Below are 20462 nucleotides of genomic sequence, written 5' to 3'. Positions count from 1 at the left end.
GTGGCATCATGCGGTCGACCAGTCCGGAGGAAGAAAATTGGCCGATTTGAAGGCGTTGACCGCAGCACTGCTCGAATTCCGCGATGCGCGCGACTGGCAGCAGTTCCATACGCTGCGCAACCTGATCGTCTCGCTCAACCTGGAAGCCGGTGAATTGCTCGAGCTGACGCAGTGGCAGCGCGACGACGAGATCGAAGCCCTGCCGGCCGATCCGGTCCGTGCCCAGGCCTTGCGCGACGAATGCGCCGACATCCTGCTCTACCTGCTGTTGATCGCCGATAAGGCCGGCATCGACCTGCTTGAGGCCGCCCGGGTCAAACTGCTCAGGAACGGCGAAAAATATCCGGTCGACAAGGCTTACGGTTCGCGCGCCAAGTACACCGAACTGGGCAACTGATGAGCGGGCAGCCCGCCTTCTATCGCGATCTGCCGGCGCTGCCGTCGTTCGAGGCGGCGATCGACACCAGCTGTCACGTCGAACTGCCGGAGGACTGGTGGGTGGTCATCGCCGACATCGTCGATTCGACCCAGGCAATCGCCGAAGGCGCTTACAAGAAGGTCAATACAGTCGGTGTTGCCTGCATTGCCGCCATCGCCAACATCGACCGGACACTGGAACTGCCCTTCATCTTCGGTGGCGACGGCGCCACCTTCGCCATTCCGGAAAGCCTGCGCGAACGCGCCATCGTTGCCCTGCGCGGAACGCAGGAACTCGCGGCCGGCAGTTTCGGCCTGGACCTGCGCGCCGGCCTGGTTCGCGTCGGCGATCTGTGTCGCGATGGCCACTGGGTCCGGGTGGCCCGGATCAAGCTGTCGTCGCAGGTCAGCCAGCCGGTGTTTTCCGGACGCGGCTGGGAAGAAGCCGAACGCCGCGTCAAGGCCGGCAGTGGCAGTGGTGTGGTCCATGTCCGGCGTGGCGAAGGGCCGGCCGAAGCCAGCTTTGAGGGCTTTGAGTGCCGCTGGCAGAACGTGCCGAGTTTTCGCGACTACAAGCTGTCGTTGATCATCGTCGCCACGACTGCCGATCCGCAGATCAACCAGGCGACGTACCGGCGCGTGCTGGCAGCGATTGGCGATATCTTCGGCGACCTCGGTGGCAGTCACCCGCTGCGTCCGGAGCGGCTGAAACTGTCCTTTTCCCCGCTGAGCCTCGGTGGCGAACTGATGGTTCGCACCTGGAGAACAGGCCTGCCGGGCAAGCTGGCCTACGTCCTGCGCATGCTGCTGCAGAACCTTGCCGGGCTCTGGTTGTTCGCCCGCAACATCGATACCCGGGCGGTGCGCTGGAGTCGCTATCGCGACGATATGGTCAGCAACACCGATTTCCGCAAATTCGACGGTGCATTGCGCATGGTGCTCGACGCCAGCGAGTCGCAGGCCGCCGAACTGACGCGCCGCCTGCAGGACGAGGCGGCTACGGGGGCGCTGGCCTGGGGCATCAACCAGTCACGCGAAGCCCTGATCACCTGCCTGGTCGAATCGCACGAAGGCAAGCACCTGCATTTCATCGACGGCAGCGACGGTGGTTATACGCTGGCCGCCCGCCAGCTCAAGGCACAACTGCAGTCGCGGTTGACGACGACAGGCTGAGCAGCAACTGGCCGTAGAAGGCTTCGGGGAGAATCGGCTTGGCGATGAACTCGTCCATGCCGGCAGCAAAACAGCGTTCCTTGTCCTCGGCGAAGGCATTGGCGGTCATCGCGATGATCGGCGTGCTGGCGTATCCCGGCAGGCGGCGGATCTGCCGGGTCGCTTCGAGACCGTCCAGGTTCGGCATCTGGATGTCCATCAGGATCAGGTCGTAGTGCTGCGCAGCCGCCATGGCCAGCGCCTGCCGGCCATCCTCGGCAGCGTCGGCGGCCAGCCCGGCGTCGGCCAGCAGCATCTGGGCAATTTCGCGGTTGATCGGTTCGTCCTCGGCCAGCAGCACGCGCTTGCCGGTGGCCAGCCGCATCAGTTCGGCTTCCATGCTGTCGACGCTGGCGCGGTCGAGCAGGCGCTGCGGATCGCCTTTCTTCAGCCAGGCGGTAAACCAGAAGGTGCTGCCCTGGCCGGGTGTGCTGATGGCGCCCGCTTCACCATCCATCGCCTCGGCAATCTTGCGGGTGATGGCCAGGCCGAGCCCGGTGCCGCCATACTTGCGCGTTGTCGAGTTGTCCGCCTGTTCGAAGGCCGAGAACAGCCGGCCGAGCGCTTCCGGGGCAATGCCGATTCCGCTGTCAGTGACTTCAAAACGCAGCAGCAGGCTGTCTTCACATTCGTTGACGACCAGCGCACGCAACGTGATGCTGCCGGTTTCCGTGAATTTCAGCGCGTTGACCGCGTAATTGAGCAGCGCCTGCTGCAGCCGCGTGGTGTCGCCAACCAGCCAGTGAATGCCGGTTGGCAGTTCGCGGCGTAGTGGCAATTGCTTGAGTTCGGCGCGGGCTTGCAGCATCGAGCAGATGTTTTCAAAGAGCGTCGGCAGGGCAAAGCTGCGGGGTTCCAGCTGCAGTTTGCCGGCCTCGATCTTCGACAGGTCGAGCACGTCGTTGATGATTTCCAGCAGGTGCTGGCCAGCCGCTTCGAGCTTGTCCAGGCGTTGCTGCTGCAGTGGCTCCAGGCCGGCCCGGCGAATCAGGTGGGCCATCCCGGCAATGGCGTTGAGCGGCGTCCGGATCTCGTGGCTCATGTTGGCGAGGAAAGCGCTCTTCGCCAGCGTCGCGAGTTCGGCCTGGCGCTTGGCATTTTCCAGCTCGGCGGTGCGTTGGGCGACGCGCGCTTCCAGTTCACCGTTCAGCGCGCGGATTTCCGCTTCGGCGGCTTTCAATGCGGAGATGTCGGTATGCGTGCCGAGCATCCGTATCGGCTTGCCGGTGGTGTCACGCGACTGGATGCTGGCTTTGGATAGCAGCCATTTCCACCGGCCGTCGTGGGTACGCATGCGGAATTCGATCTGGTATTCCGGAATGCGGCCGGCGACGTAATCTTCGTAATTACGCAGGGTTGCCGGCAGATCGTCCGGGTGGAGGAGGGTTTCCCAGCGGGCGAAGTTGAGTTCGGCAAACTCTTCCGGCGGATAACCCAGCATTTCGGCGTATTCCGGGCTGACGCGGACGCGCCCGCTCAGCATGTCGAGATCGAACAAGCCCTGGTTGGCGCCGGCCAGGGCCAGGCGCTGGCGTTCCTCGCTGTCCTTCAGTGCTGCCTGCGTGTCCTGCAGCGCCTGCAGTGCATTGAATACTTCGGAGACTTCAAGATTGCGTGCCGACGGCAGTTTGTGCGGCGTGCCGGCCCCCGAGCGCATTGCGGCCAGTTGTCGGGAAACAGCCAGCAAGGGATCGATCAATTGCACTTTCAGGATGCGCAGCAGCGCCACCAGACTGAGTAGCAGCAGGACCGAGAAGGCCAGCGCCAGCAGCAGCATTTGCCGGGCCGAACGGGCAGCGGTGTCAGCCAGTTGTGTGGTGTGGGCGATCATGCCGCCCGAGGTTTCCTCGGCAATTCGGGTCAGTTGTTCGCGCTGGCTTTCCCATAGATCCATGATCGCGGACTCCGTTGCATTGCTTTCACGTAGCGCGAGCAGTTCCTCGGCTACCGAAAAGCCAGTGCGGATAACGGCTTCACGGCCATCCAGTTCCTGCAGCGACGGATGGTAGGTCAGGGCCTGGAAGGCACGGCCTGCGGCCTGCCAGCTATCCCGCCCGGGGGCGCTGCTCAACTGGTCGCCGAGCAGGATCAGGCGCTCGATATTGGTCACCGCCCGGACTTTTTCGCTCAGGCTCGAAGCCGCCTGCTGGCGGTGGGTCTCGGCCAGTGCCTGTAGATCGAGCATCTGCCGTGTCAACAGGAAACCGGCAGCCGACAGAATGATCAGCAGAACGGCCAGCACGACCGTCGATACCTGCCGCAGGCTGGGCGGTGCTCCGGTTTTCCGTTCGGCCATCGTGCTTACAGGATGCTATAGGGGAAGTGGCGACGCGAAAGACGTTCGTGAGTGCCGTCGCGGATCAGTGATTCAAGGGCGGCATCGACCTCGTCTTTCAGGTTGTCGTTACCGGGGCGCAGCGCGATATGGACATCGCCGCCGAGGCCGTTGTCGTCGAGCGGTGCGCCAATGTAGCCAAAACGCTGACCATCCTTGCCCTGCAGGAAGGACAGGGCCTGCTGTGTCGGCAACAGTGCGAGGGCGCATTGTTCCCGGGTGAGCTGCGCCAGCAACTCGCCGTTGCTGGCGGCCGGGATGGGCGCCCGGGCGGCATTTTCGCCAAGCCAGCCGAGCTGGCGCGAGCCCGAAATGGCGCAGGTCTGCTCGCGTGCCAGCAGTGTTGTCCGCTGGGCGCCGCCGAGTTCGCGCAGGCCAATCAGGCTGGAGGTCGAGCGCCAGATGACGCGGGTGAAACGGACCAGTTTTTCGCGTTCCGGCGTGCGCAGGGTGTTGGCGACGCCGAGATCGAAACGGCCGGCATTGACGGCCGGAATGACTTCGGGAAAGCGCAGTACTTCCAGGCGGCATTCGCGTTGCAAGCGCTGACAAAGCGCGTGTACGAGATCAACGTTGAAACCTTTGAGTTTGCCGTTTTCGTCACGGTAGGCGAAGGGCGGGGCGGAGTCGGTGATGGCAACGGCAAGAGCCTGATGTTGCGCAATCGCGCCCGGCGGAAACAACGCAAGCAGCAAGGCCGGCAGGCAGGCAAACAATCTGAACACCGTGATCCCTTCAGGTAGTGGTAGTCGGTGCTTTCCCCAGTGAACGTCTATTACGTTCGCTATATTTTTTTGCGACTATAGCATGGGGAGGCCGCCGGCTTCCGGCGGGGATTTCAGGTCGTCTGACTTTCCAGCGTATGTTTCGCGCCGGGCCCCTGGGCGAGCAGTGTCGCCAGCGCCGGCAGTGTCTCGTGCAGTGTCTTTTCCAGCGTCCACGGCGGGTTGATGATGAACATGCCGCTGCCGTACATGCCGAAACCGTCGTGCGGCGGGGCTTTGACTTCGAGTGTCGCGTTCAGCCAGTTGGCCGCCCCCAGGCGTTTCAGGCGATCCGGCAACTGGCGCGATTCGGGCTTCAGCAGCATCGGGTACCACAGCGCGTAGGTGCCGGTCGGAAAGCGTTTCATCGCTTCCTGCAGCGCCTTGATCACGCCGCCGTAGTCGGCCCGGGTCTCGTAGGACGGATCGATCAGCACCAGCGCCCGCCGCGGTGGCGGTGGCAGGATGGCCTTCAGGCCGGTAAAGCCATCGCCTTCGGTGATCGTCACCTGACGGCCGGCGCCGCGGAAACATTCCTGCAGCAGCTTGCTGTCGCTGCTGTGCAACTCATACAGGCGCAGGCGGTCGGATTCGCGCAGCAGCTGGCGGGCCAGCCAGGGCGAGCCCGGGTAGTGCTGCAACTGGCCGTGCGGGTTGAGCATTTTGACGAAATCGAGGTAGTCGACCGCAGCAGGCGGCAGGCTGGTCGCGTTCCACAGGCGGCCGACGCCGTCGCGCCATTCGGCGAGCTTGCTGGCGTGGGCCGAGTCGAGCGCGTAGCGGCCGGCGCCGGCATGGGTGTCGATGATCCAGAAGGGCGCAGGTTTTTCGCCCATGTACTGGGCGATCTGCAACAGGATCAGGTGTTTGAGCACATCGGCGTGATTGCCGGCGTGATAAGCGTGGCGGTAACTGAGCATGGCAGGCAGTATACTTCGGCCCCATGCCTATTTACGAAAGCATTTTCATCCTCGTCGCTGCAGCCGGTGTCTGGTTCTGGCTGGATACGCTGAAGGCCCGCGAAATCGGGATACTGGCCGCGCAGAACGCCTGCGCCGACGAGGGGCTGCAATTTCTTGACGAGACCGTCATCGGTCGCGTCAACGCGCTGGCGCGTGACGACGACGGCCGCCTGCGCCTGCGTCGTACGCTGACTTTCGAATACAGCGATACCGGCAACAACCGCCGCAACGGCAGCGTGACCCTGCTCGGTCATCAGGTCGAGTACCTGCATCTGCGTCCCCAACTCTACGTCGTCCCCAACTCCAAAGATTCCCATGAAAACCGGCATTGAAGACATCGAATTCCACGGCATCCCTGCCTTGCGCCTGCTCGGTCCGCAAGGCAGCAGCGCCGTCATCAGCAAACTTGGCGCCCAGGTGCTGTCCTGGATCACCCCGGATGGCCGCGAGCGCCTCTATCTCTCCGACAAGGCGGTGTTCGATGGCAGCGTCGCCATCCGCGGCGGCGTGCCGGTCTGCTTCCCGCAGTTTTCCGACCGGGGCGACCTGCCCAAACACGGTCTCGTGCGCACGCGGGTGTGGAGCGAGAGCGCGCGGCGCAGCGGCGACGACTACGCGCTGGTGACGCTGGAAACCGGTGACGATGACACGACGCGGGCGTTGTGGCCGCATGCCTTCCGTCTCGAACTGACGGCAATGATCGAAGCCGACCGGCTCGACCTGGAGTTGTGCGTGGTCAATACCGGTACCGCCGCCTTCGAATTCACCGGTGCCTTGCACACCTACGTGCGCGTCGTCCAGGTCGAGGATGCAGCGCTCGAAGGGTTGTACGGCCACGATTACCGCGATGCCGCCAACGGCAACCGGGTGGTCAACGAAAGCGGTACCGAACTTGCGGTCGACAGCGAAACCGACCGTGTTTACCGGCGCGTCCGGCGCCCGCAACTGCTGCGCGCCGGCAACCTCAGCCTGGGTATCCAGCAACAGGGATTCCCCGATGTCGTGGTGTGGAACCCGTGGGTCGAAAAGTGCGCAGCACTGGCCGACATGCCGGCCGACGGCTGGCGTCACATGCTCTGCATCGAGGCGGCGGCTGCCGATGACCGGCAGGAAGTGGCGGCCGGCGACGAGTGGTACGGGCGGCAGACACTGGTGGTTGTGTAGCCGATTGTCGCATTGTTGACGCAATGTAAATTTCCAGACGACTGATTTAACAGCGATTTTTCATGGTCCCTGTCTTGCTTTCAGACGGGGTATGGAAATCGATGCCTGCCCGCCGGCAACTGCTGCCAACCCCTTTCACCAGATCCCGGCCGGGTTGCTGGACGGCTTCGTCCGCCACGATCTGGCCCGTGGCTGCCTGTTCGCCGCGCCGGGAGATGTCCGCAACCAGGTCCTGATCATCGAAAGCGGTCGTCTGCGCGTTTACCTGGCGGGTGAAAGTCGCGAACTGAGCCTGAGTTTTCTCGAACCCGGCGACATCTACACGACGCACACGCCGACCTACGTCGAGGCGGTGTCTGCGACGACGTTGTGGTTGATGGATACCCGGGCCTTTGCCCGCAAGCTGGCGAGCGATCCGTCGGTGACGCCGGTGATGATGCGGGTGCTCGGGCGACTGCTGGCCAATGCCGTCAACCTGATCGAAGATCTGGCCTTCCGCGAGGTGCCGGCACGCCTGGCGCGTTTCCTCACCGGCATGGCCGAACGCCGCGGGCGTCCGCTCGACGGCGGCATCTGGCTGGTGCCGCTCGACCTCGGTACCGAAGATATCGCCAGCCTGCTTGGTTCAACGCGGCAGACCGTCTCGTCACTGCTCAACCAGTGGGAGCGCGACGGCATCCTGCAACGGCAGGGCCGCCGCGTGCTCTACATCCATTCGCTGGATTCGCTGCGGCGACTGGGCGCCGAAGCCTGAGACAAACTGTCGGCCAGCCGACGGACAGTTTTTGCCCCGGGCGTTACAGTTGGCCTCGTTGCGTACAGGGAACTTGAGATGGAACTCAATCAGGAAAAAACAGCGGATTGCGGCTGCCGGATGGGGACGGACCGCTACGTCAGCTTCGACGGCATCGACTGCGCCGGCAATGCGCGGCGGATCATGGACTGCATTGCCCTGAACATGCAGATCAGCGAGCAGGATCATCCGTTCTGGCAATACTTCATGGCCAAACGCACGCCGCGCAGCGGGCCGGCGCCGGACGACCTGTTCCTGGTGCATGCGCACATCAACCAGATCCGCGAATTTTTCGAGGAATGCGGCGATCAGGCCGCGCTCGACCTGCTGTTTCAGGTTGAGGAAGAGTGCTGCTGAGTTTTTCGCTCGCTTTCCCGTTGTTTCAGCCCAGCCAGCGTCTGGCGAAGGCTTCGGCAGTCTCGGGGCGGCCGAGCAGGTAACCCTGTCCTTCCTGGCAGCCGAGTTCGAGTAAGGCGCTGGCCTGTTCCGCTGTTTCGATGCCTTCGGCGATGGTGTGCAGACCGAGGGTTCGCCCCATGCCGATGATGGTGGCGACGATGGCGTGGTCGTTGCTGTTGTCGATCATGTCGCGGACAAAGGACTGGTCGATTTTCAGCTTGTCGGCCGGCAGTCGCTTGAGATAGGCGAGCGACGAGTAGCCGGTGCCGAAGTCGTCGATCGCCAGCGTGAAACCGGCGGTGCTTAGTTGCCCGGCCAGTTCGATGGCCAGGTCGATGTTGCGCATCATGCCGCTCTCGGTCAGTTCGAGCTCGAACAATGCTGGGTCCAGACCGTAACTGCGTACCCGCTCGGCGGCATGCTGCGGGAACGAGGCATCCTCGATCTGCTGGGCGGCAATGTTGATCGCGATCCGCCCCCTGAAGGCAACACCCGCTGCCTGCCAGGCCAGCAACTGGCGACAGCTGGCATCGAATACCCAGTTGCTGATCATCAGCATCATGCCGCGCTCCTCGGCAATCGGGATGAAGACACCGGGGCTGATGCCGCCGTGGCGCGGATGTTGCCAGCGCAACAGCGCCTCGGCGCCGACCAGTTCGCTGGTCGCGAGGTCGAATTGCGGCTGGAAGACCAGCGACAACTGATCGTCATCGCTGTTCAGCGCCGCTTTCAGGTCGCGGGCCAGCGCGATACGCTCACTGAGGCCGCTGCTCATTTCCCGGTTGTAGAACATGTAGTGCTGGGGGCCGCCCTTGGCGCGATACATCGCGATGTCGGCATTGCGCAGGAGATCGTCCGGCGTCATGCCGTCATTCGGGTAAATGGCGATGCCGATGCTGACGCCGAGCGAAAACACGTGCCCGCCGGTGACGATCTGCGCCTGCAGCGACTGGCCCAGGCGTTCGGCGATGTAGGCTGCACCGGCGTGGTCGGTGGCCGAGGCGACCACGGCGAATTCGTCGCCACCGAGGCGGGCCAGCAATTCGTTGTGGCGCAGCACTTCGCGGAAACGGCGGGCGACTTCGCGCAACACGGCATCACCGACTTCATGGCCCTGGGTGTCGTTGACTTCCTTGAAACGGTCGAGATCGAGGAACAGCACGGCTACTGTGTCGTCGTCACGGCCTGCCTGGCCGATGGCCTGTTGCAGGCGGTCAAGGAAGAGGGCGCGATTGGGCAGTTCAGTCAGCGTATCGTAGAGCGCCAGATGCTCAAGCGCCTGGGCCGCGCGTTTGCGGTCGGTGATGTCCTGCAGGCTGAATTGCAGCAGCAGGCGGTTGCCATGGCGAAAGGCCATGAGGTGTACTTCCGCATCCCAGCGCTCGCCGTCGGGCCGGCGGTGGCGCCACTCGAAGACCAGCGAGCCCCGTTCGATCGCCTGCTGCAGCTTTTCCCGGCTGGCAGCCAGGCTCGGGGTGCCGTCGCTCTGGTAAGGGGCGGAGACATCGGTCAGTGCCAGGCCGATGACGCGGTCGACGTCGTTCAGCCGGTAAATATCGGCAGCGGCCTGGTTGCAGTCGATGAAGCGGGCCGATTCCGGGTCGAGAACGACCAGCGGAATGTACGAGTCGGAGAACAGCACCTTGTTGTAGGCTTCGCTGTCGCGAATCTTGTCCTCGGCATCGTGCAGCGCTTCGATCTGCTGGCGCAACGCCGCAGCCTGGGCGGTGATCTGCTCGTGATTGTGCTGCAGCAGCATGCGCATCGTTTCGTGGGCATTCGCCAGCTGGCGGATTTCGGCGATGCTGCTGGGTTGCTGTTCGAGCGGGGCAAAGTCGAGCTGGCCGATGCGGCTGCTGGCAGCGGCAAGCTCTTCCAGCGGTCGGGCGATGCGCTTTGCCTGCTGGCGCGAGAAGAAGCCGCCGAGCAGCAGCATCGACAACAGGCCGCTGCCGATGATGCCGCTGGCTGGCAGCCAGTCCGGAGCGAAATCCCGGCACGGGGCGAGGGTGACGAGATGCAGTTTCTGCTCGCCAAGGGGATAGTCGACGATGCGGGCAAACCAGTCGGTGCCGTCGGCGCTGATCCGGAAAACCTGCTGGTTCGGGCGCCCCTGCCAGTCGCTCAGGATCCTGTCGAGCACCGGGAGGGCGAGTTCGCCGTAGGGTTTCAGTGTCCTTTCCAGCCATTTGTCGTTGCTTGTTCCAGGCGGCGGGGCGGGCAGGGCGAGGACGCGCAGGTCGTCGGTCAGCACCATGGCCAGGCCGCGTTCGCCGATGTCCGCGGTCATCGTCGTTTGCGACAGGTCGCGCAGCATCAGGTCGATACCGATGACCAGATCCCGGCCGTCCGCCAGTTGCAGACGCATTGCCGCAGTGATGCCGGGGTCGCCGGTGGTGAAGAAGGTGTAGGGTGCCGTCCAGCGCACACCGTTGCCACCGCCAGCTGCGGTGTACCAGTTGCGGCGGCGCGGGTCGTAGTCGAGGGATTGCCAGTATTCCCGGCTGTTGCCGATGGCATCGCGTTCGAAGAAATGATGCCGGTCATCCCAGCGCTGCAGGTCGGTGAGCCGGTTGCGCCAGCCGCCATCCGGCAGTTGCATCAGCATCCAGCCCCGGCCGGTGGAATCGCCGGCGACCACCGAGGTCGCTTTCGGCAGCGCACTGAGCACCGGTGTGAACAGGCGGTTGAAGGCTGCGGGATCGTCGGTGTCGGGCGGCGCCGTTGCCAGCCAGTTGCCCGCCATTTCGAGAACCTGGGCGGCAGGCTTGAAGGCAGCGTCGAGTTCGGCCTGCAGATGCGTTGTCGCGACGGAGAAATGACTCGCCGCAACGCGCTGCGCCAGCGGCCCGATACCGAGCAGCATGAATCCGGCCGCGACCAGCAGCACCGCGCCGGAAACAAGCAGCCCGACCCGTATGCGCAGGCTTTTGCGCAGTGGAACAGCGGTGTTTTCGGACGGATTCATGGCATGTTTGCTTCATCCGGATGCGTAGGAAAACAATAGCACAAAGGTGATATATCAACGAGATAGCTACGCAGCAGCAGGGCTGTACGGCATGGACAGTTTGCCGTTTCGGCAACTTCATCTATAGTGCTGACCATGCGTTCCAGACTTTCGTCCATTTCCCGGCTCCTCGCATTGATCATGCTGATCACCGTGCTTGCGCCCGGTTTCGGCTGGGAATCTGCCGGCGGAATGATGGGTCAGGCGATTGCCGCACCTGCCGCCATGGATGATCACAGTCATTCAGCCGATGCAGCTTGCGACGGTTGTGGCGATCATGCTGCCGGCGAATGTGTCGAACTGCATCATCACTGCTGCCCGGGCCACATCCTTGGTCATCTGCCGGGACATGTCGCCGGTGCCCTGGCGTTGCCGCTGCCGTCGGCCGGCAATCCTGCGGTCGACCGCGGCGATCGGCAATTTTCCTCGCGCGTCCCCGACGGTCTCGAACGACCGCCCAGATCAGTCTCTGCCTGAGCGCCGGCGACTGACCGTCTTTCCCCTGTAGACCGGCTCGTACGAGCCACCCCCGTCATGTCGCCGGCTGTGTTCCATTCAGCCGGAGATGTTGTATGCGCGTTCCCATGCGGATCGTTTGTTTGCTGGCGCTGGCACTGGTCAATCCGGTGCGCGCCGAAACTGCCCAAAACCTGAAACAGGCTTTTGCTGCTGCCTGGTCGCGGCAGCCTGTCACCCATGCCTTGCCCGAACAACGGGCGGCGGCCGCTGCCCGTGTGGCCGCAGCGGCTTCCTGGACCCCGGAGCCGGCGGCTGTCGAGATCGGCGGGCGCAGCGATCGTTTCAATCGCGATCGTGGTGCCGAAGAAGTCGAACTCGGCCTGGCCATTCCGCTGTGGCTGCCCGGCGAACGCAGCGGCAGCCGTGCCCTGGCGGAAGCCGGCAGCGGCCTGCTCGAAGGCCGGACGGCATGGCTGCGCATGCAGCTGGCCGGCGAACTGCGCGCAGCCTGGTGGGACTGGCAACTGGCTCGTGAAGAATACCTGCTGGCCGATGGTCAGGTGACTGCTGCCCGCCGTTTGCGCGATGACGTGACGCGCCGGGTAGCGGCTGGTGACCTGGCACGTGCCGACCTGCATCAGGCCGATGGAGCGTTGGCCGGTGCCCTGGCCGAGCAAGCTGATGCCGAGGCCCGCCGTGAGGCGGCAGCCGGACGGCTGCAATGGCTGACCGGCCAGCCGGCGGCGGATGTGCCGGCTGTGGCCGAGGCGGTGCCGGCCGAGCCGGCCGATGAAGCCTGGCTGGCAACACACCCGGCCCTGGCCGTACTGACTGCACGTGCCGAGGAGGCGCGGCAGGCGCAGGGGCTGGCGCGTGTGCGCAGCCGGACCAATCCCGAACTGCTGGTGGCCACCCGGCGCGAACGCGGGGCTACTGGCGAAGCGATCGAGCAAAGCTGGTCGCTTGGCCTGCGCATCCCGCTGTCGTCCGGCCCGCGTCATGCGGCAGCAATCGCCGAAGCCGGCGCCGGGCGGGTCGAAGCTGAAATCGAAGCCGGGCGCGAGCGCGAACGCCTGCTGCAGACGGCACAACTGGCGCGCAGCCAGTGGCAGGCTGCCGAGCGCCGGCGTCAGGCAAGCGACGAGCGCGCCCGGCTGGCGCGCGAGAGCCAGGGCTTTTTCGACAAGGCCTTCCGCCTCGGCGAGAGCGACCTTCCGACGCGCCTGCGCATCGCCCAGGAAGCCTTTGCCGCCGAACGCGCCGCCCAGCGCGCGCGCATCCAGCAGGCCGCCGCGTTGTCGGCCTACCGCCAGGCCCTCGGCCTGCTACCGGAATGAATGAAATGACCATGAAGAAATACCTGTTTGCCGGGTTGACCGCAGCATTGCTGCTGCCGGCCCATGCCGCCGTCCCTTTGCCGGTGGTTGTTGCCGAGAGCGAGGCCTTCGAGATCGTCGGCCGGCTCGATGAAAATTCGCTGGTTTTGCACGTCGACCGCGCACCGACCAACGCGCCGGTGCTTGGCGCGACCTTGTCGGTGGAAACCGGCGGCAAGGAAATCGCCGCGCCGTTTCAGGCTGCCAGCGGCGATTACCGGATCGAAGACGTCGCCTGGCTGCAGCCGCTGCGCGCGACCGGCGAGCACGGCCTGTCGTTTACCTTGATGGTTGGCGACGAAGCCGATCTGCTGGCCGGCGACCTGATCGTCGAAGGAGAGGTCCACGCCGACACCGAGGCGGGCTGGACGCTGTCGCCACTGCTTGGTGGTGCCTTGCTGGCCGGCCTCGGGCTGGCCGGCGCTTTCTGGGGCTGGCGGCGACAGCAGTCGCGCCGGGGAGGTGCGGCATGAAGCGCGAACTTCTGATCGGTTGTCTGGCCGCAGCCTTCGCGCTGCCGCTGGCGGCGCACGAAGGCCATGACCATGGCGATGAAAAAGCGGCCCTGCCCAATCTCGGCAACACGCCGCAGCGCCTGGCTGACGGCGTCGTCTTCCTGCCCAAGGCGGCACAGCGCCAGCTTGGCGTGCTGACCGCGCCGGTCGCTGCTGCCGAGGTGGCGCGGACGATCGAACTGCCCGGCCAGGTGGTTATGGATCCGCAGCGCGGCGGCCGCGTCCAGGCGATGCTCGCCGGGCGCATCGAGGCCGGGCCGAAGGGCTTGCCGGCGGTTGGCAGCCGGGTGCGCAAGGGCGAGGTGCTGGCCTGGGTGGTGCCCGCCGCCGGCCAGCTCGAGCGCGCCGACCTCGCCGCGCAGCTGGCCGAAACGCAGGCAGCGTGGCAACTGGCGGAAAAGCGCCTGGCCCGCCTGCGCGAACTCGCCGACACCGTGCCGGGCAAGGACATCGAGGCCGCCGAGAGTGAACTGGCCAGCCTCAAGGGGCGGGTCGCCGCGCTCGGCCACGGCGTCAGCGGCCGCGATGCGCTGGTCGCCCCGGTTGCCGGCGTCGTCGCCGCGGCCAACGCGGTGGTCGGGCAGGTCGTCGATGCGCGCGAGGTGGTGTTCGAGATCGTCGATCCCGACGGCCTGCAGATCGAGGCGCTGGCCTACGAGGCGCTGGCGCCCGGCGAGGTGCTGGCAGCTGCGGTCGGCGTCGGCGAGCGCAGCGTCGAGCTCGATTTCCTCGGCGCCGCCCGCCGCCTGCGCGAGCAGGCGCTGCCGCTGCAGTTCGGCCAGCGCGGCGACGGCCTCGGCCTGTTGCTGCCGCTCGGTCAGCCGGTGAAAATTCAGGTCAAACTGCGGTCGACCGCAAAAGGCTGGCCGGTGCCGCAGCGCGCGCTGGTGCGCAGCGCCGCCAACGTCGCCATGGTCTGGGTCAAGACCTCGCCCGAGCGGTTCACGCCGAAAACGGTGCGCAGCCAGCCGCTCGACGGCGGCCACGTGCTCGTCACCGACGGCCTGGCCGATGGTGATCGTGTCGTCGTCGACGGCGCGACGCTGATCAACCAGATCCGCTGAGCGAGGCCGCATCATGTTCCAGTGGTTATTGAACAACAGCCTGGCCAGCCGCCTGCCGGTACTGGTCGGCGCCGTGCTGCTGATGGCCTACGGCGCCTTCGAGGCGCAGCGGCTGCCGGTCGACGTCTTTCCCGACCTCAACAAGCCGACCGTGACGCTGATGACCGAATCCGGCGGCATGGCCGCCGAGGAAGTCGAACAACTGGTCAGTTTCCCGCTCGAGACGGCGCTCAACGGGCTGCCCGGTGTCGCCGGCGTGCGCTCGGTATCGAGCCCGGGTCTGTCCTTCGTCTATGTCTCCTTCGACTGGGGCGTTGATCTCTACCGCGCCCGGCAGATGGTCGCCGAGCGCCTGACCGCGCTGCAGGGCACCTTGCCGCCCGGCGTCGTGCCGCACATGGGGCCGGTGTCGTCGATCATGGGCGAGGTGATGATGCTGGCGATCCCCCTGGCTGCCGAGGGCGGCGACGCCATGGCGGCGCGCGAGTACGCCGACTGGGTGCTGCGGCCGCGGCTGATGGCGGTCGCCGGCGTTGCCCAGGTGATCCCGATCGGCGGCGAGGTGCGCCAGTTCCAGGTGCAGCCGGATACCCGCCGGATGGCCGAACTCGGGATCACGCTGGCGATGCTCGAAGGTGCGCTGAGTGGCTATTCGGCGAACACTTCGGGCGGTTTCCTGGAAGTGAACGGGCGCGAATACCTGATCCGTCACATCGGCCGCAGCGCCAGCCTGGAAAACCTGCAAAATCTCGCGTTGACCGCAAGAAACGGCCAGGCCGTGCTGCTCCGCCAGGTCGCCACGGTGACCTTCGCCGCTGCCACCAAGCGCGGCGATGCCGGCTTCAACGGCGCGCCGGCGGTGATCCTGAGCATCCAGAAACAGCCGACCGCCGACACCGTCGACCTGACCCGCCGGCTGGAAAGCGCACTCGCCGAGATGCGGAAAAGCTTGCCGGCCGGCGTGCTGGCGCCGGAAGTCGTCTTCCGCCAGAGCGACTTCATCGAGTCGTCGATCGACAACCTGCAGGCCAAGCTGCTGCTTGCCGCCTGTCTGGTCGCCGCGGTGCTGTTCTTCTTCCTCGGCAACCTGCGCACGATGCTGATCTCGCTGACGGCGATCCCGCTGTCGATCCTGATCGCCGTGCTGGTCTTCAAGTGGCTCGGCCTGTCGATCAACACGATGACGCTGGGCGGCTTGGCCATCGCCATCGGCGAACTGGTCGACGACGCCGTCGTCGACGTCGAGAACATCCTGCGCCGGCTGCGCAACGCTGCGGCGCGCGGCGAGCCGTACCAGCTCACCGAACTGGTCGTCGCCGCCTCGCTGGAAGTGCGCTCGGCGATCGTCTACGCGACGCTGATCATCGCCCTGGTCTTCGTCCCGCTGTTCGCGCTGCCGGGCATCGAGGGGCGGCTGTTCGTGCCGCTCGGGATCGCCTACATCGTCTCCATCCTGGCGTCCTTGCTGGTGTCGGTGACGGTGACGCCGGTGCTGTCGTGGTACCTGCTGCCGAAGCTGGCAGCCGGGCGGCACGGTGATACGGTGCTGGTCGAATGGCTGAAGCGGCATTATCGGCGGGCGCTGGAAGCGGTGTTGCGGACGCCGCGCCGGCCGGTGGCGCTGGCCGTCGCGGCGGTCGCGCTGGCCGCTGCCGCCGTGCCGTTCTTCCCGACCACCTTCCTGCCGCCGTTCAACGAAGGTTCGATGACGGTGATGCTGCGCCTCAACCCTGGCGTCACGCTGGCCGAATCGGTGCGCATCGCCAGCCAGGCCGAACGCCTGCTGCTGCCGGTGCCCGAGGTCGAGCACATTGGCCGCCGTTCCGGTCGCGCCGAGCTCGACGAGCACGCCGAGGGCGTCCATGTCTCCGAACTCGAACTGCGGCTGAAGCCGGGCGGGCGCAGCAAGGATGAACTGCACGCCGACATCCGCCAGCGCCTGAAGGACCTGCCGGGCAGCCTCAACCTCGGCCAGCCGATTTCGCACCGGATCGACCACATGCTGTCGGGCGTGCGCGCCCAGGTGGCGATCAAGGTCTTCGGCGACGACCTGGACACCTTGCGGGCCCAGGCCGCGTTGTTACAGCAACGCTTGCAGGGAATTGTCGGCGTCGCCGATCTGGAAATCGAGAAACAGGTGCTGGCGCCGCAGATCAAGGTCCATGTCGATTTCGACGCGGCGGCGCGCTACGGGCTGTCGTCCGGTGAGCTGCTGCGCAACCTGCAGATGCTGGTCGATGGCGAGAAGGTCACCCAGATCGTCGACGGCAACCGCCGTTTCGACCTGCTCGTTCGCCTGCCGGAAAGCGCGCGCGGCATCGACGGCCTGCGCGGGCTGCTGATCGAGACGCCGGCCGGACCGGTGCCGCTCGCCCAGCTGGCCCGTATCGAGGATGGCGACGGACCGAACCAGGTGATCCGCGACGACGGCCGGCGGCGCATCGTCATCTCGCTCAACGCGCAGGGGCGGGCGTTGTCCGATGTCGTCGCCGACATCCGCGTGGCGATCGCCGAACAGCCGCTGCCGGAAGGCTACTTCATCACCCTCGGCGGCCAGTTCCAGGCGCAGGAGGAGGCAGCACGGCTGATCGCGGTGCTCGCCGTCGGCTCGGCGATCCTGATCTTCATGGTCCTTTACGGCCGCTACCGTTCGGCGCTGCTCGCTGCGCTGATCATGGCCAACGTACCGCTGGCGCTGGTCGGCGCCGTCTTCGGCCTGTGGCTATCCGGGCAGCCGCTGTCGATCGCGGCGCTGATCGGCTTCATCACGCTGGCCGGCATCTCCACCCGCAACGGCATCCTCAAGGTCAGCCACTGGCTGAACCTGATGCGTTTCGAGGGCGAAAAGTTCGACACCGCGATGATCGTCCGCGGTTCGCTCGAACGCCTGACGCCGGTGCTGATGACCGCGCTGGTTGCCGCCTTCGCGCTGGCGCCGCTGCTCTTCGAGGCCGAACAGCCGGGTACCGAGATCCTGCATCCGGTCGCCGTGGTGATCTTTTCCGGCCTGATCGGCGCCACGCTGCTCGACACCTTCATCACCCCCGCGCTGTTCTGGCTGTTCGGTCGCAAGGCCGCGGAACGCCTGCAGCGCGAGAATTTCAACGAAGCCCTCTGACCATCAATCGCAAGGAGAAAACCATGAACAAACTGTTATCCATTTTTTGCCTTTCCGCCCTGTTGACCGCAACATCGGCCATCGCCCATGAACAACACGGCAAGGCGATGCACGGCGGCATCGTCGCCGAGGCCGGCCACGCCCAGTTCGAGATCGTCGGCAAGGATGGCGCGCTGACTGTTCATGTCAGCAATCACGGCGCGCCGGTCGCCACTGCCGGCGCCAGCGGCAAGCTGACGGTGCTATCCGGCGCTGCCAAACGCGAGATCGAACTGAAGCCGGCCGGCAACGACCTGCTGCAAGGGCAGGGCACGCTCGCCGCCGGTGACAAGCTGTTGCTCAACGTCGTCTGGCCGGGCCAGAAGCCGATGACGGCGCGCGCCGTCGTCAAGTAAGGAGACGATCATGGCCAATATCGAACGCCGCCGGCTGCTGCTGGCTTCGCTAGCGCTCGGCCTGCCCGGGCTGGCTTTGGCAGCGCCAGCCAAGGTCCTGGTCGAGGTCTGGAAGAGTCCGTATTGCGGCTGCTGCAAGGACTGGATTGCCCATCTCGAAAGCCAGGGCTTCGCGGTCCGCGCCCACGAAGTCGGCGACCTTGACGGCGCCCGCCGCCAGCTGGGCATGCCTGAGCGCTACGCTTCGTGCCATACCGCGAAGGTTGGTGGCTACCTGCTCGAAGGCCACGTTCCGGCCGCCGACATCCGTCGCCTGCTGGCCGGGAAGCCGAAGGCCATCGGCCTCGCCGTGCCCGGCATGCCGGTCGGTTCGCCGGGCATGGACGGGCCGGCCTACGGCGGCCGGCGCGATCCTTACGATGTACTGCTGGTGCAAGGTGACGGCAAGGCCGCGGTTTTTGCTTCCTATCGCTGAGCCGGTCGGGCGTCCAGCCATTTGAGCAGGACGGCGAACAGGTTTTCCGGCGTGCACGGCTTGGCAATGAAGTCGTCCATGCCGGCCGTCTTGCAGCGCTGACGATCTTCGCTGAAGGCATTGGCGGTCATCGCCAGGATTGGCGTATGGTCATGACCGGGCAGGCTGCGGATGTACCGGCTGGCTTCGAGCCCGTCCATTCGCGGCATCTGCATGTCCATCAGGATCAGCCGGTAGGGGTGTTCGCCAGCGAGTGCGACGGCGATTTCCCCGTCGCTGGCAACGTCGGCTTGCAGGCCGACATCCTCGAGCATCGCCAGTGCGATTTCCTGGTTGATCGGATCGTCCTCGGCCAGCAGGATGCGACTGCCGGCATGGCGGCTTCTCAGATTTTCCTCGACGATTCCGCTGGCTGGTGTCGCCTTGCCGCTGAGTCCGCCGGCGCCCTTGTCAAGGCGGGCGGTGAACCAGAACCTGCTGCCGGCGTCGGGGGTGCTGTCGACACCGGCGTCACCGCCCATCAGTCGGGCGAGACGAAGGGTGATGGCCAGTCCCAGACCGGTACCGCCGAAGCGCCGGGTCATCGAATTGTCGGCCTGCTCGAAGGCGTTGAACAACCGGGACAGTGCTTCGTGGCCGATACCGATGCCGGTATCCTCGACTTCAAAGTGCAGCAGTGCACTGGTCTCGTTTTCCATCAACTGGCGAACACGCAAGGTAATGGTTCCCTGCTCGGTGAATTTGAGTGCGTTGCCGGCGTAGTTGAGCAGGCACTGTTGCAGGCGGGTCGGGTCGCCCAGCAGATGCCGGCAGATCGGCTGGATATCGCAACGTAAAACCAGACCTTTGGCCCGGGCTCGATCATGCAGCAGTGAGACGACGTTGCCGAGCAGGCTTTCGACCTGCAACGGGATACGCTCCAGATCGAAGCGGCCGGCTTCGATTTTCGACAGGTCGAGAACGGCGTTGATGATTTCGAGCAGATGCTGGCTGGCCGTTTCCAGTTTGCCCAACCGCTCCATCTGGCCCGGATTCAGGCCGCTCTGGCGAAGCAGGTGGGCAAAACCGGTGATGGCATTGAGTGGCGTCCGGATTTCGTGCGACATGTTTGCCAGGAAGGCTGTCTTGGCAATGCTGGCGCTTTCCGCGGCTTCCTTGGCCAGTGTCAGTTCGGTCGTGCGCTGGGCGACCTGTGTTTCCAGCTCCCGCGAATGGTTGAGCAGGGCACGCTCGGCTTCAACCTTTTCGGAGACATCGCGGGCTACGCCGAACAGGCCGATGATTTCTCCGGCGGCATCATGGATCGGGTATTTCCGGTTATCGACCCAGCCGATCCGGCCATCATCATGCTGGAATTCCTGGATGTCGCGGGCGACCGCCTCGCCAGCGAAAACCCTTTTCTCCAGCTGGTAGTAGATGTCCGCGTAATGTTCGGGAAAGGCATCGTAATCGGTCAGGCCGAGCAGGTCGGTCCATGGCCTGCCGTGGATGGTGATGTTTGCCAGCGTCTGGCTGGCGCCGGTGAAAACGTGGTTGCGGTCCTTGAAATAGATGAAATCGTCGGTGTTTTCCATCATCGCGCGGAAATTCACCATCATCTGCCCGATATCGATCGTCACGGCCAGGGCCCGGGCATCCTGCAGGCGGATTTCCCGGATGGCGGGATCTGTCGCATCGACCGCCACGCATTCGCCACGACAGCAACGGATACGGCCATCGGCATGACGCAGGCGAATGTTGCAGATGGAGGGCAGTTGCGTGCCGACAGCAAACAGGCGGTGGGCGACATCGGCGTCGTCGGGGTGGATCAGCCCAAGGAAGTCCTGGCCTGGCAGCGACGGGTAACCCAGCAGCGCTTCGCTGCCAGAGACGGCCAGCATGACCGGGGCATTGCCGGCGCGAAAGCGGATGCAGCAGGTTTGAATTGCGGAATCAGACATTGGCCTGTCTCCTTCGTTTTCATCTTACATCTTTGCTGGCATCGCTTATGTGGTCCAGCACACATTG

General features: G+C 65.1%; 18 protein-coding genes. 13 read left to right on the top strand and 5 right to left on the bottom strand.

Going from position 1 to position 20462, the window contains the following annotated elements; all coding sequences use genetic code 11:
* The first annotated feature begins 37 nt into the window (after positions 1–37).
* Positions 38–397, top strand: coding sequence for a nucleotide pyrophosphohydrolase (locus BJN45_RS08615; RefSeq protein ID WP_083651083.1), 360 nt, complete (start codon positions 38–40; stop codon positions 395–397).
* Positions 397–1590, top strand: a complete 1194-nt coding sequence (locus BJN45_RS08610) for a DUF3095 domain-containing protein (RefSeq protein ID WP_076094017.1) — start codon at positions 397–399, stop codon at positions 1588–1590. Before BJN45_RS08615 ends, BJN45_RS08610 begins: the two co-directional genes overlap by 1 nt.
* On the opposite strand, the gene BJN45_RS17880 is transcribed toward BJN45_RS08610, so the two are convergent.
* The 3 genes from BJN45_RS17880 to BJN45_RS08595 form a co-directional block, all read right to left on the bottom strand.
* Positions 1550–3925: a hybrid sensor histidine kinase/response regulator gene (locus BJN45_RS17880; protein WP_076094014.1), complete on the bottom strand. Its 2376-nt coding sequence runs from the start codon at positions 3923–3925 to the stop codon at positions 1550–1552. The two genes, BJN45_RS08610 and BJN45_RS17880, sit on opposite strands and share 41 nt — an antisense overlap.
* 5 nt (positions 3926–3930) lie before the next feature.
* On the bottom strand, positions 3931–4689 hold the full coding sequence (locus tag BJN45_RS08600; RefSeq protein ID WP_170873054.1) for a substrate-binding periplasmic protein: 759 nt from the start codon (positions 4687–4689) through the stop codon (positions 3931–3933).
* A 113-nt stretch (positions 4690–4802) separates the two neighbouring features.
* Positions 4803–5648: a 23S rRNA (adenine(2030)-N(6))-methyltransferase RlmJ gene (locus BJN45_RS08595; protein WP_076094009.1), complete on the bottom strand. Its 846-nt coding sequence runs from the start codon at positions 5646–5648 to the stop codon at positions 4803–4805.
* Positions 5649–5671: 23 nt separating this feature from the next.
* On the opposite strand from BJN45_RS08595, the gene BJN45_RS08590 reads away from it, so the two are divergent.
* From BJN45_RS08590 to cowN, 4 genes are all read left to right on the top strand, one after another.
* The gene (locus BJN45_RS08590) at positions 5672–6022 is read left to right on the top strand and encodes a DUF3301 domain-containing protein (protein ID WP_076094006.1); all 351 of its coding nucleotides are present in this window, start codon (positions 5672–5674) and stop codon (positions 6020–6022) included.
* A complete protein-coding gene (locus BJN45_RS08585) occupies positions 6006–6854 on the top strand; it encodes a D-hexose-6-phosphate mutarotase (protein WP_076094004.1) in 849 nt (282 codons plus the stop codon). The genes BJN45_RS08590 and BJN45_RS08585 overlap by 17 nt, the downstream gene beginning before the upstream one ends.
* 91 nt (positions 6855–6945) lie before the next feature.
* Complete coding sequence (locus tag BJN45_RS08580) at positions 6946–7608, top strand: Crp/Fnr family transcriptional regulator (RefSeq protein WP_076094002.1); 663 nt, start codon at positions 6946–6948, stop codon at positions 7606–7608.
* 78 nt (positions 7609–7686) lie between these two features.
* On the top strand, positions 7687–8004 hold the full coding sequence (gene cowN / locus BJN45_RS08575) for a N(2)-fixation sustaining protein CowN (RefSeq protein ID WP_076094001.1): 318 nt from the start codon (positions 7687–7689) through the stop codon (positions 8002–8004).
* A 25-nt stretch (positions 8005–8029) separates the two neighbouring features.
* On the opposite strand, the gene BJN45_RS08570 is transcribed toward cowN, so the two are convergent.
* Complete coding sequence (locus tag BJN45_RS08570; protein WP_076093999.1) at positions 8030–11014, bottom strand: bifunctional diguanylate cyclase/phosphodiesterase; 2985 nt, start codon at positions 11012–11014, stop codon at positions 8030–8032.
* Between the two features lie 135 nt (positions 11015–11149).
* Here BJN45_RS08570 and BJN45_RS08565 point away from each other — a divergent pair, with 135 nt between their 5' ends.
* The 7 genes from BJN45_RS08565 (at position 11150) to BJN45_RS08535 (ending at position 18455) form a co-directional block, all read left to right on the top strand.
* Complete coding sequence (locus tag BJN45_RS08565; protein WP_139326324.1) at positions 11150–11530, top strand: hypothetical protein; 381 nt, start codon at positions 11150–11152, stop codon at positions 11528–11530.
* A 95-nt stretch (positions 11531–11625) separates the two neighbouring features.
* Positions 11626–12849 carry a TolC family protein gene (locus BJN45_RS08560; RefSeq protein ID WP_076093995.1) on the top strand — a complete coding sequence of 408 codons (1224 nt, stop codon included), beginning with the start codon at positions 11626–11628 and terminating at the stop codon, positions 12847–12849.
* A gap of 5 nt (positions 12850–12854) precedes the next feature.
* On the top strand, positions 12855–13361 hold the full coding sequence (locus BJN45_RS08555) for a hypothetical protein (RefSeq protein WP_139326323.1): 507 nt from the start codon (positions 12855–12857) through the stop codon (positions 13359–13361).
* On the top strand, positions 13358–14467 hold the full coding sequence (locus tag BJN45_RS08550; RefSeq protein WP_076093991.1) for an efflux RND transporter periplasmic adaptor subunit: 1110 nt from the start codon (positions 13358–13360) through the stop codon (positions 14465–14467). The genes BJN45_RS08555 and BJN45_RS08550 overlap by 4 nt, the downstream gene beginning before the upstream one ends.
* Positions 14468–14480: 13 nt before the next feature.
* Entirely contained in the window at positions 14481–17585 is a 3105-nt protein-coding gene (locus tag BJN45_RS08545; protein ID WP_076093989.1) for an efflux RND transporter permease subunit, read from the top strand.
* 23 nt (positions 17586–17608) lie between these two features.
* Positions 17609–17980 (top strand): hypothetical protein, encoded by a 372-nt coding sequence (locus BJN45_RS18010; RefSeq protein WP_076093987.1) that lies wholly within the window; start codon positions 17609–17611, stop codon positions 17978–17980.
* A 10-nt stretch (positions 17981–17990) separates the two neighbouring features.
* Positions 17991–18455: a DUF411 domain-containing protein gene (locus tag BJN45_RS08535; protein ID WP_076093985.1), complete on the top strand. Its 465-nt coding sequence runs from the start codon at positions 17991–17993 to the stop codon at positions 18453–18455.
* Here BJN45_RS08535 and BJN45_RS08530 read toward each other — a convergent pair.
* Positions 18446–20395, bottom strand: coding sequence for a response regulator (locus tag BJN45_RS08530; protein WP_076093983.1), 1950 nt, complete (start codon positions 20393–20395; stop codon positions 18446–18448). The two genes, BJN45_RS08535 and BJN45_RS08530, sit on opposite strands and share 10 nt — an antisense overlap.
* Positions 20396–20462: the final 67 nt, after the last annotated feature.

It is taken from the genome of Azonexus hydrophilus (genome assembly GCF_001956855.1).
In the GTDB taxonomy this organism is placed as follows: Bacteria; Pseudomonadota; Gammaproteobacteria; order Burkholderiales; family Rhodocyclaceae; genus Azonexus; species Azonexus hydrophilus_A.
Note: the sequence above shows the minus strand (reverse complement) of the source record. Positions and strands in the feature narration are given on the sequence as shown.

Bases quoted from the DNA above. Each gene is read 5' to 3' on its own strand.
- BJN45_RS08610 (WP_076094017.1), top strand. From the start codon at position 397: ATGAGCGGGCAGCCCGCCTTCTATCGCGATCTGCCGGCGCTGCCGTCG.
- BJN45_RS17880 (WP_076094014.1), bottom strand. From the start codon at position 3,925: ATGGCCGAACGGAAAACCGGAGCACCGCCCAGCCTGCGGCAGGTATCG.
- BJN45_RS08595 (WP_076094009.1), bottom strand. From the start codon at position 5,648: ATGCTCAGTTACCGCCACGCTTATCACGCCGGCAATCACGCCGATGTG.
- BJN45_RS08590 (WP_076094006.1), top strand. From the start codon at position 5,672: ATGCCTATTTACGAAAGCATTTTCATCCTCGTCGCTGCAGCCGGTGTC.
- BJN45_RS08585 (WP_076094004.1), top strand. From the start codon at position 6,006: ATGAAAACCGGCATTGAAGACATCGAATTCCACGGCATCCCTGCCTTG.
- BJN45_RS08580 (WP_076094002.1), top strand. From the start codon at position 6,946: ATGGAAATCGATGCCTGCCCGCCGGCAACTGCTGCCAACCCCTTTCAC.
- cowN (WP_076094001.1), top strand. From the start codon at position 7,687: ATGGAACTCAATCAGGAAAAAACAGCGGATTGCGGCTGCCGGATGGGG.
- BJN45_RS08570 (WP_076093999.1), bottom strand. From the start codon at position 11,014: ATGAATCCGTCCGAAAACACCGCTGTTCCACTGCGCAAAAGCCTGCGC.
- BJN45_RS08565 (WP_139326324.1), top strand. From the start codon at position 11,150: ATGCGTTCCAGACTTTCGTCCATTTCCCGGCTCCTCGCATTGATCATG.
- BJN45_RS08560 (WP_076093995.1), top strand. From the start codon at position 11,626: ATGCGCGTTCCCATGCGGATCGTTTGTTTGCTGGCGCTGGCACTGGTC.
- BJN45_RS08555 (WP_139326323.1), top strand. From the start codon at position 12,855: ATGACCATGAAGAAATACCTGTTTGCCGGGTTGACCGCAGCATTGCTG.
- BJN45_RS08550 (WP_076093991.1), top strand. From the start codon at position 13,358: ATGAAGCGCGAACTTCTGATCGGTTGTCTGGCCGCAGCCTTCGCGCTG.
- BJN45_RS08545 (WP_076093989.1), top strand. From the start codon at position 14,481: ATGTTCCAGTGGTTATTGAACAACAGCCTGGCCAGCCGCCTGCCGGTA.
- BJN45_RS18010 (WP_076093987.1), top strand. From the start codon at position 17,609: ATGAACAAACTGTTATCCATTTTTTGCCTTTCCGCCCTGTTGACCGCA.
- BJN45_RS08535 (WP_076093985.1), top strand. From the start codon at position 17,991: ATGGCCAATATCGAACGCCGCCGGCTGCTGCTGGCTTCGCTAGCGCTC.
- BJN45_RS08530 (WP_076093983.1), bottom strand. From the start codon at position 20,395: ATGTCTGATTCCGCAATTCAAACCTGCTGCATCCGCTTTCGCGCCGGC.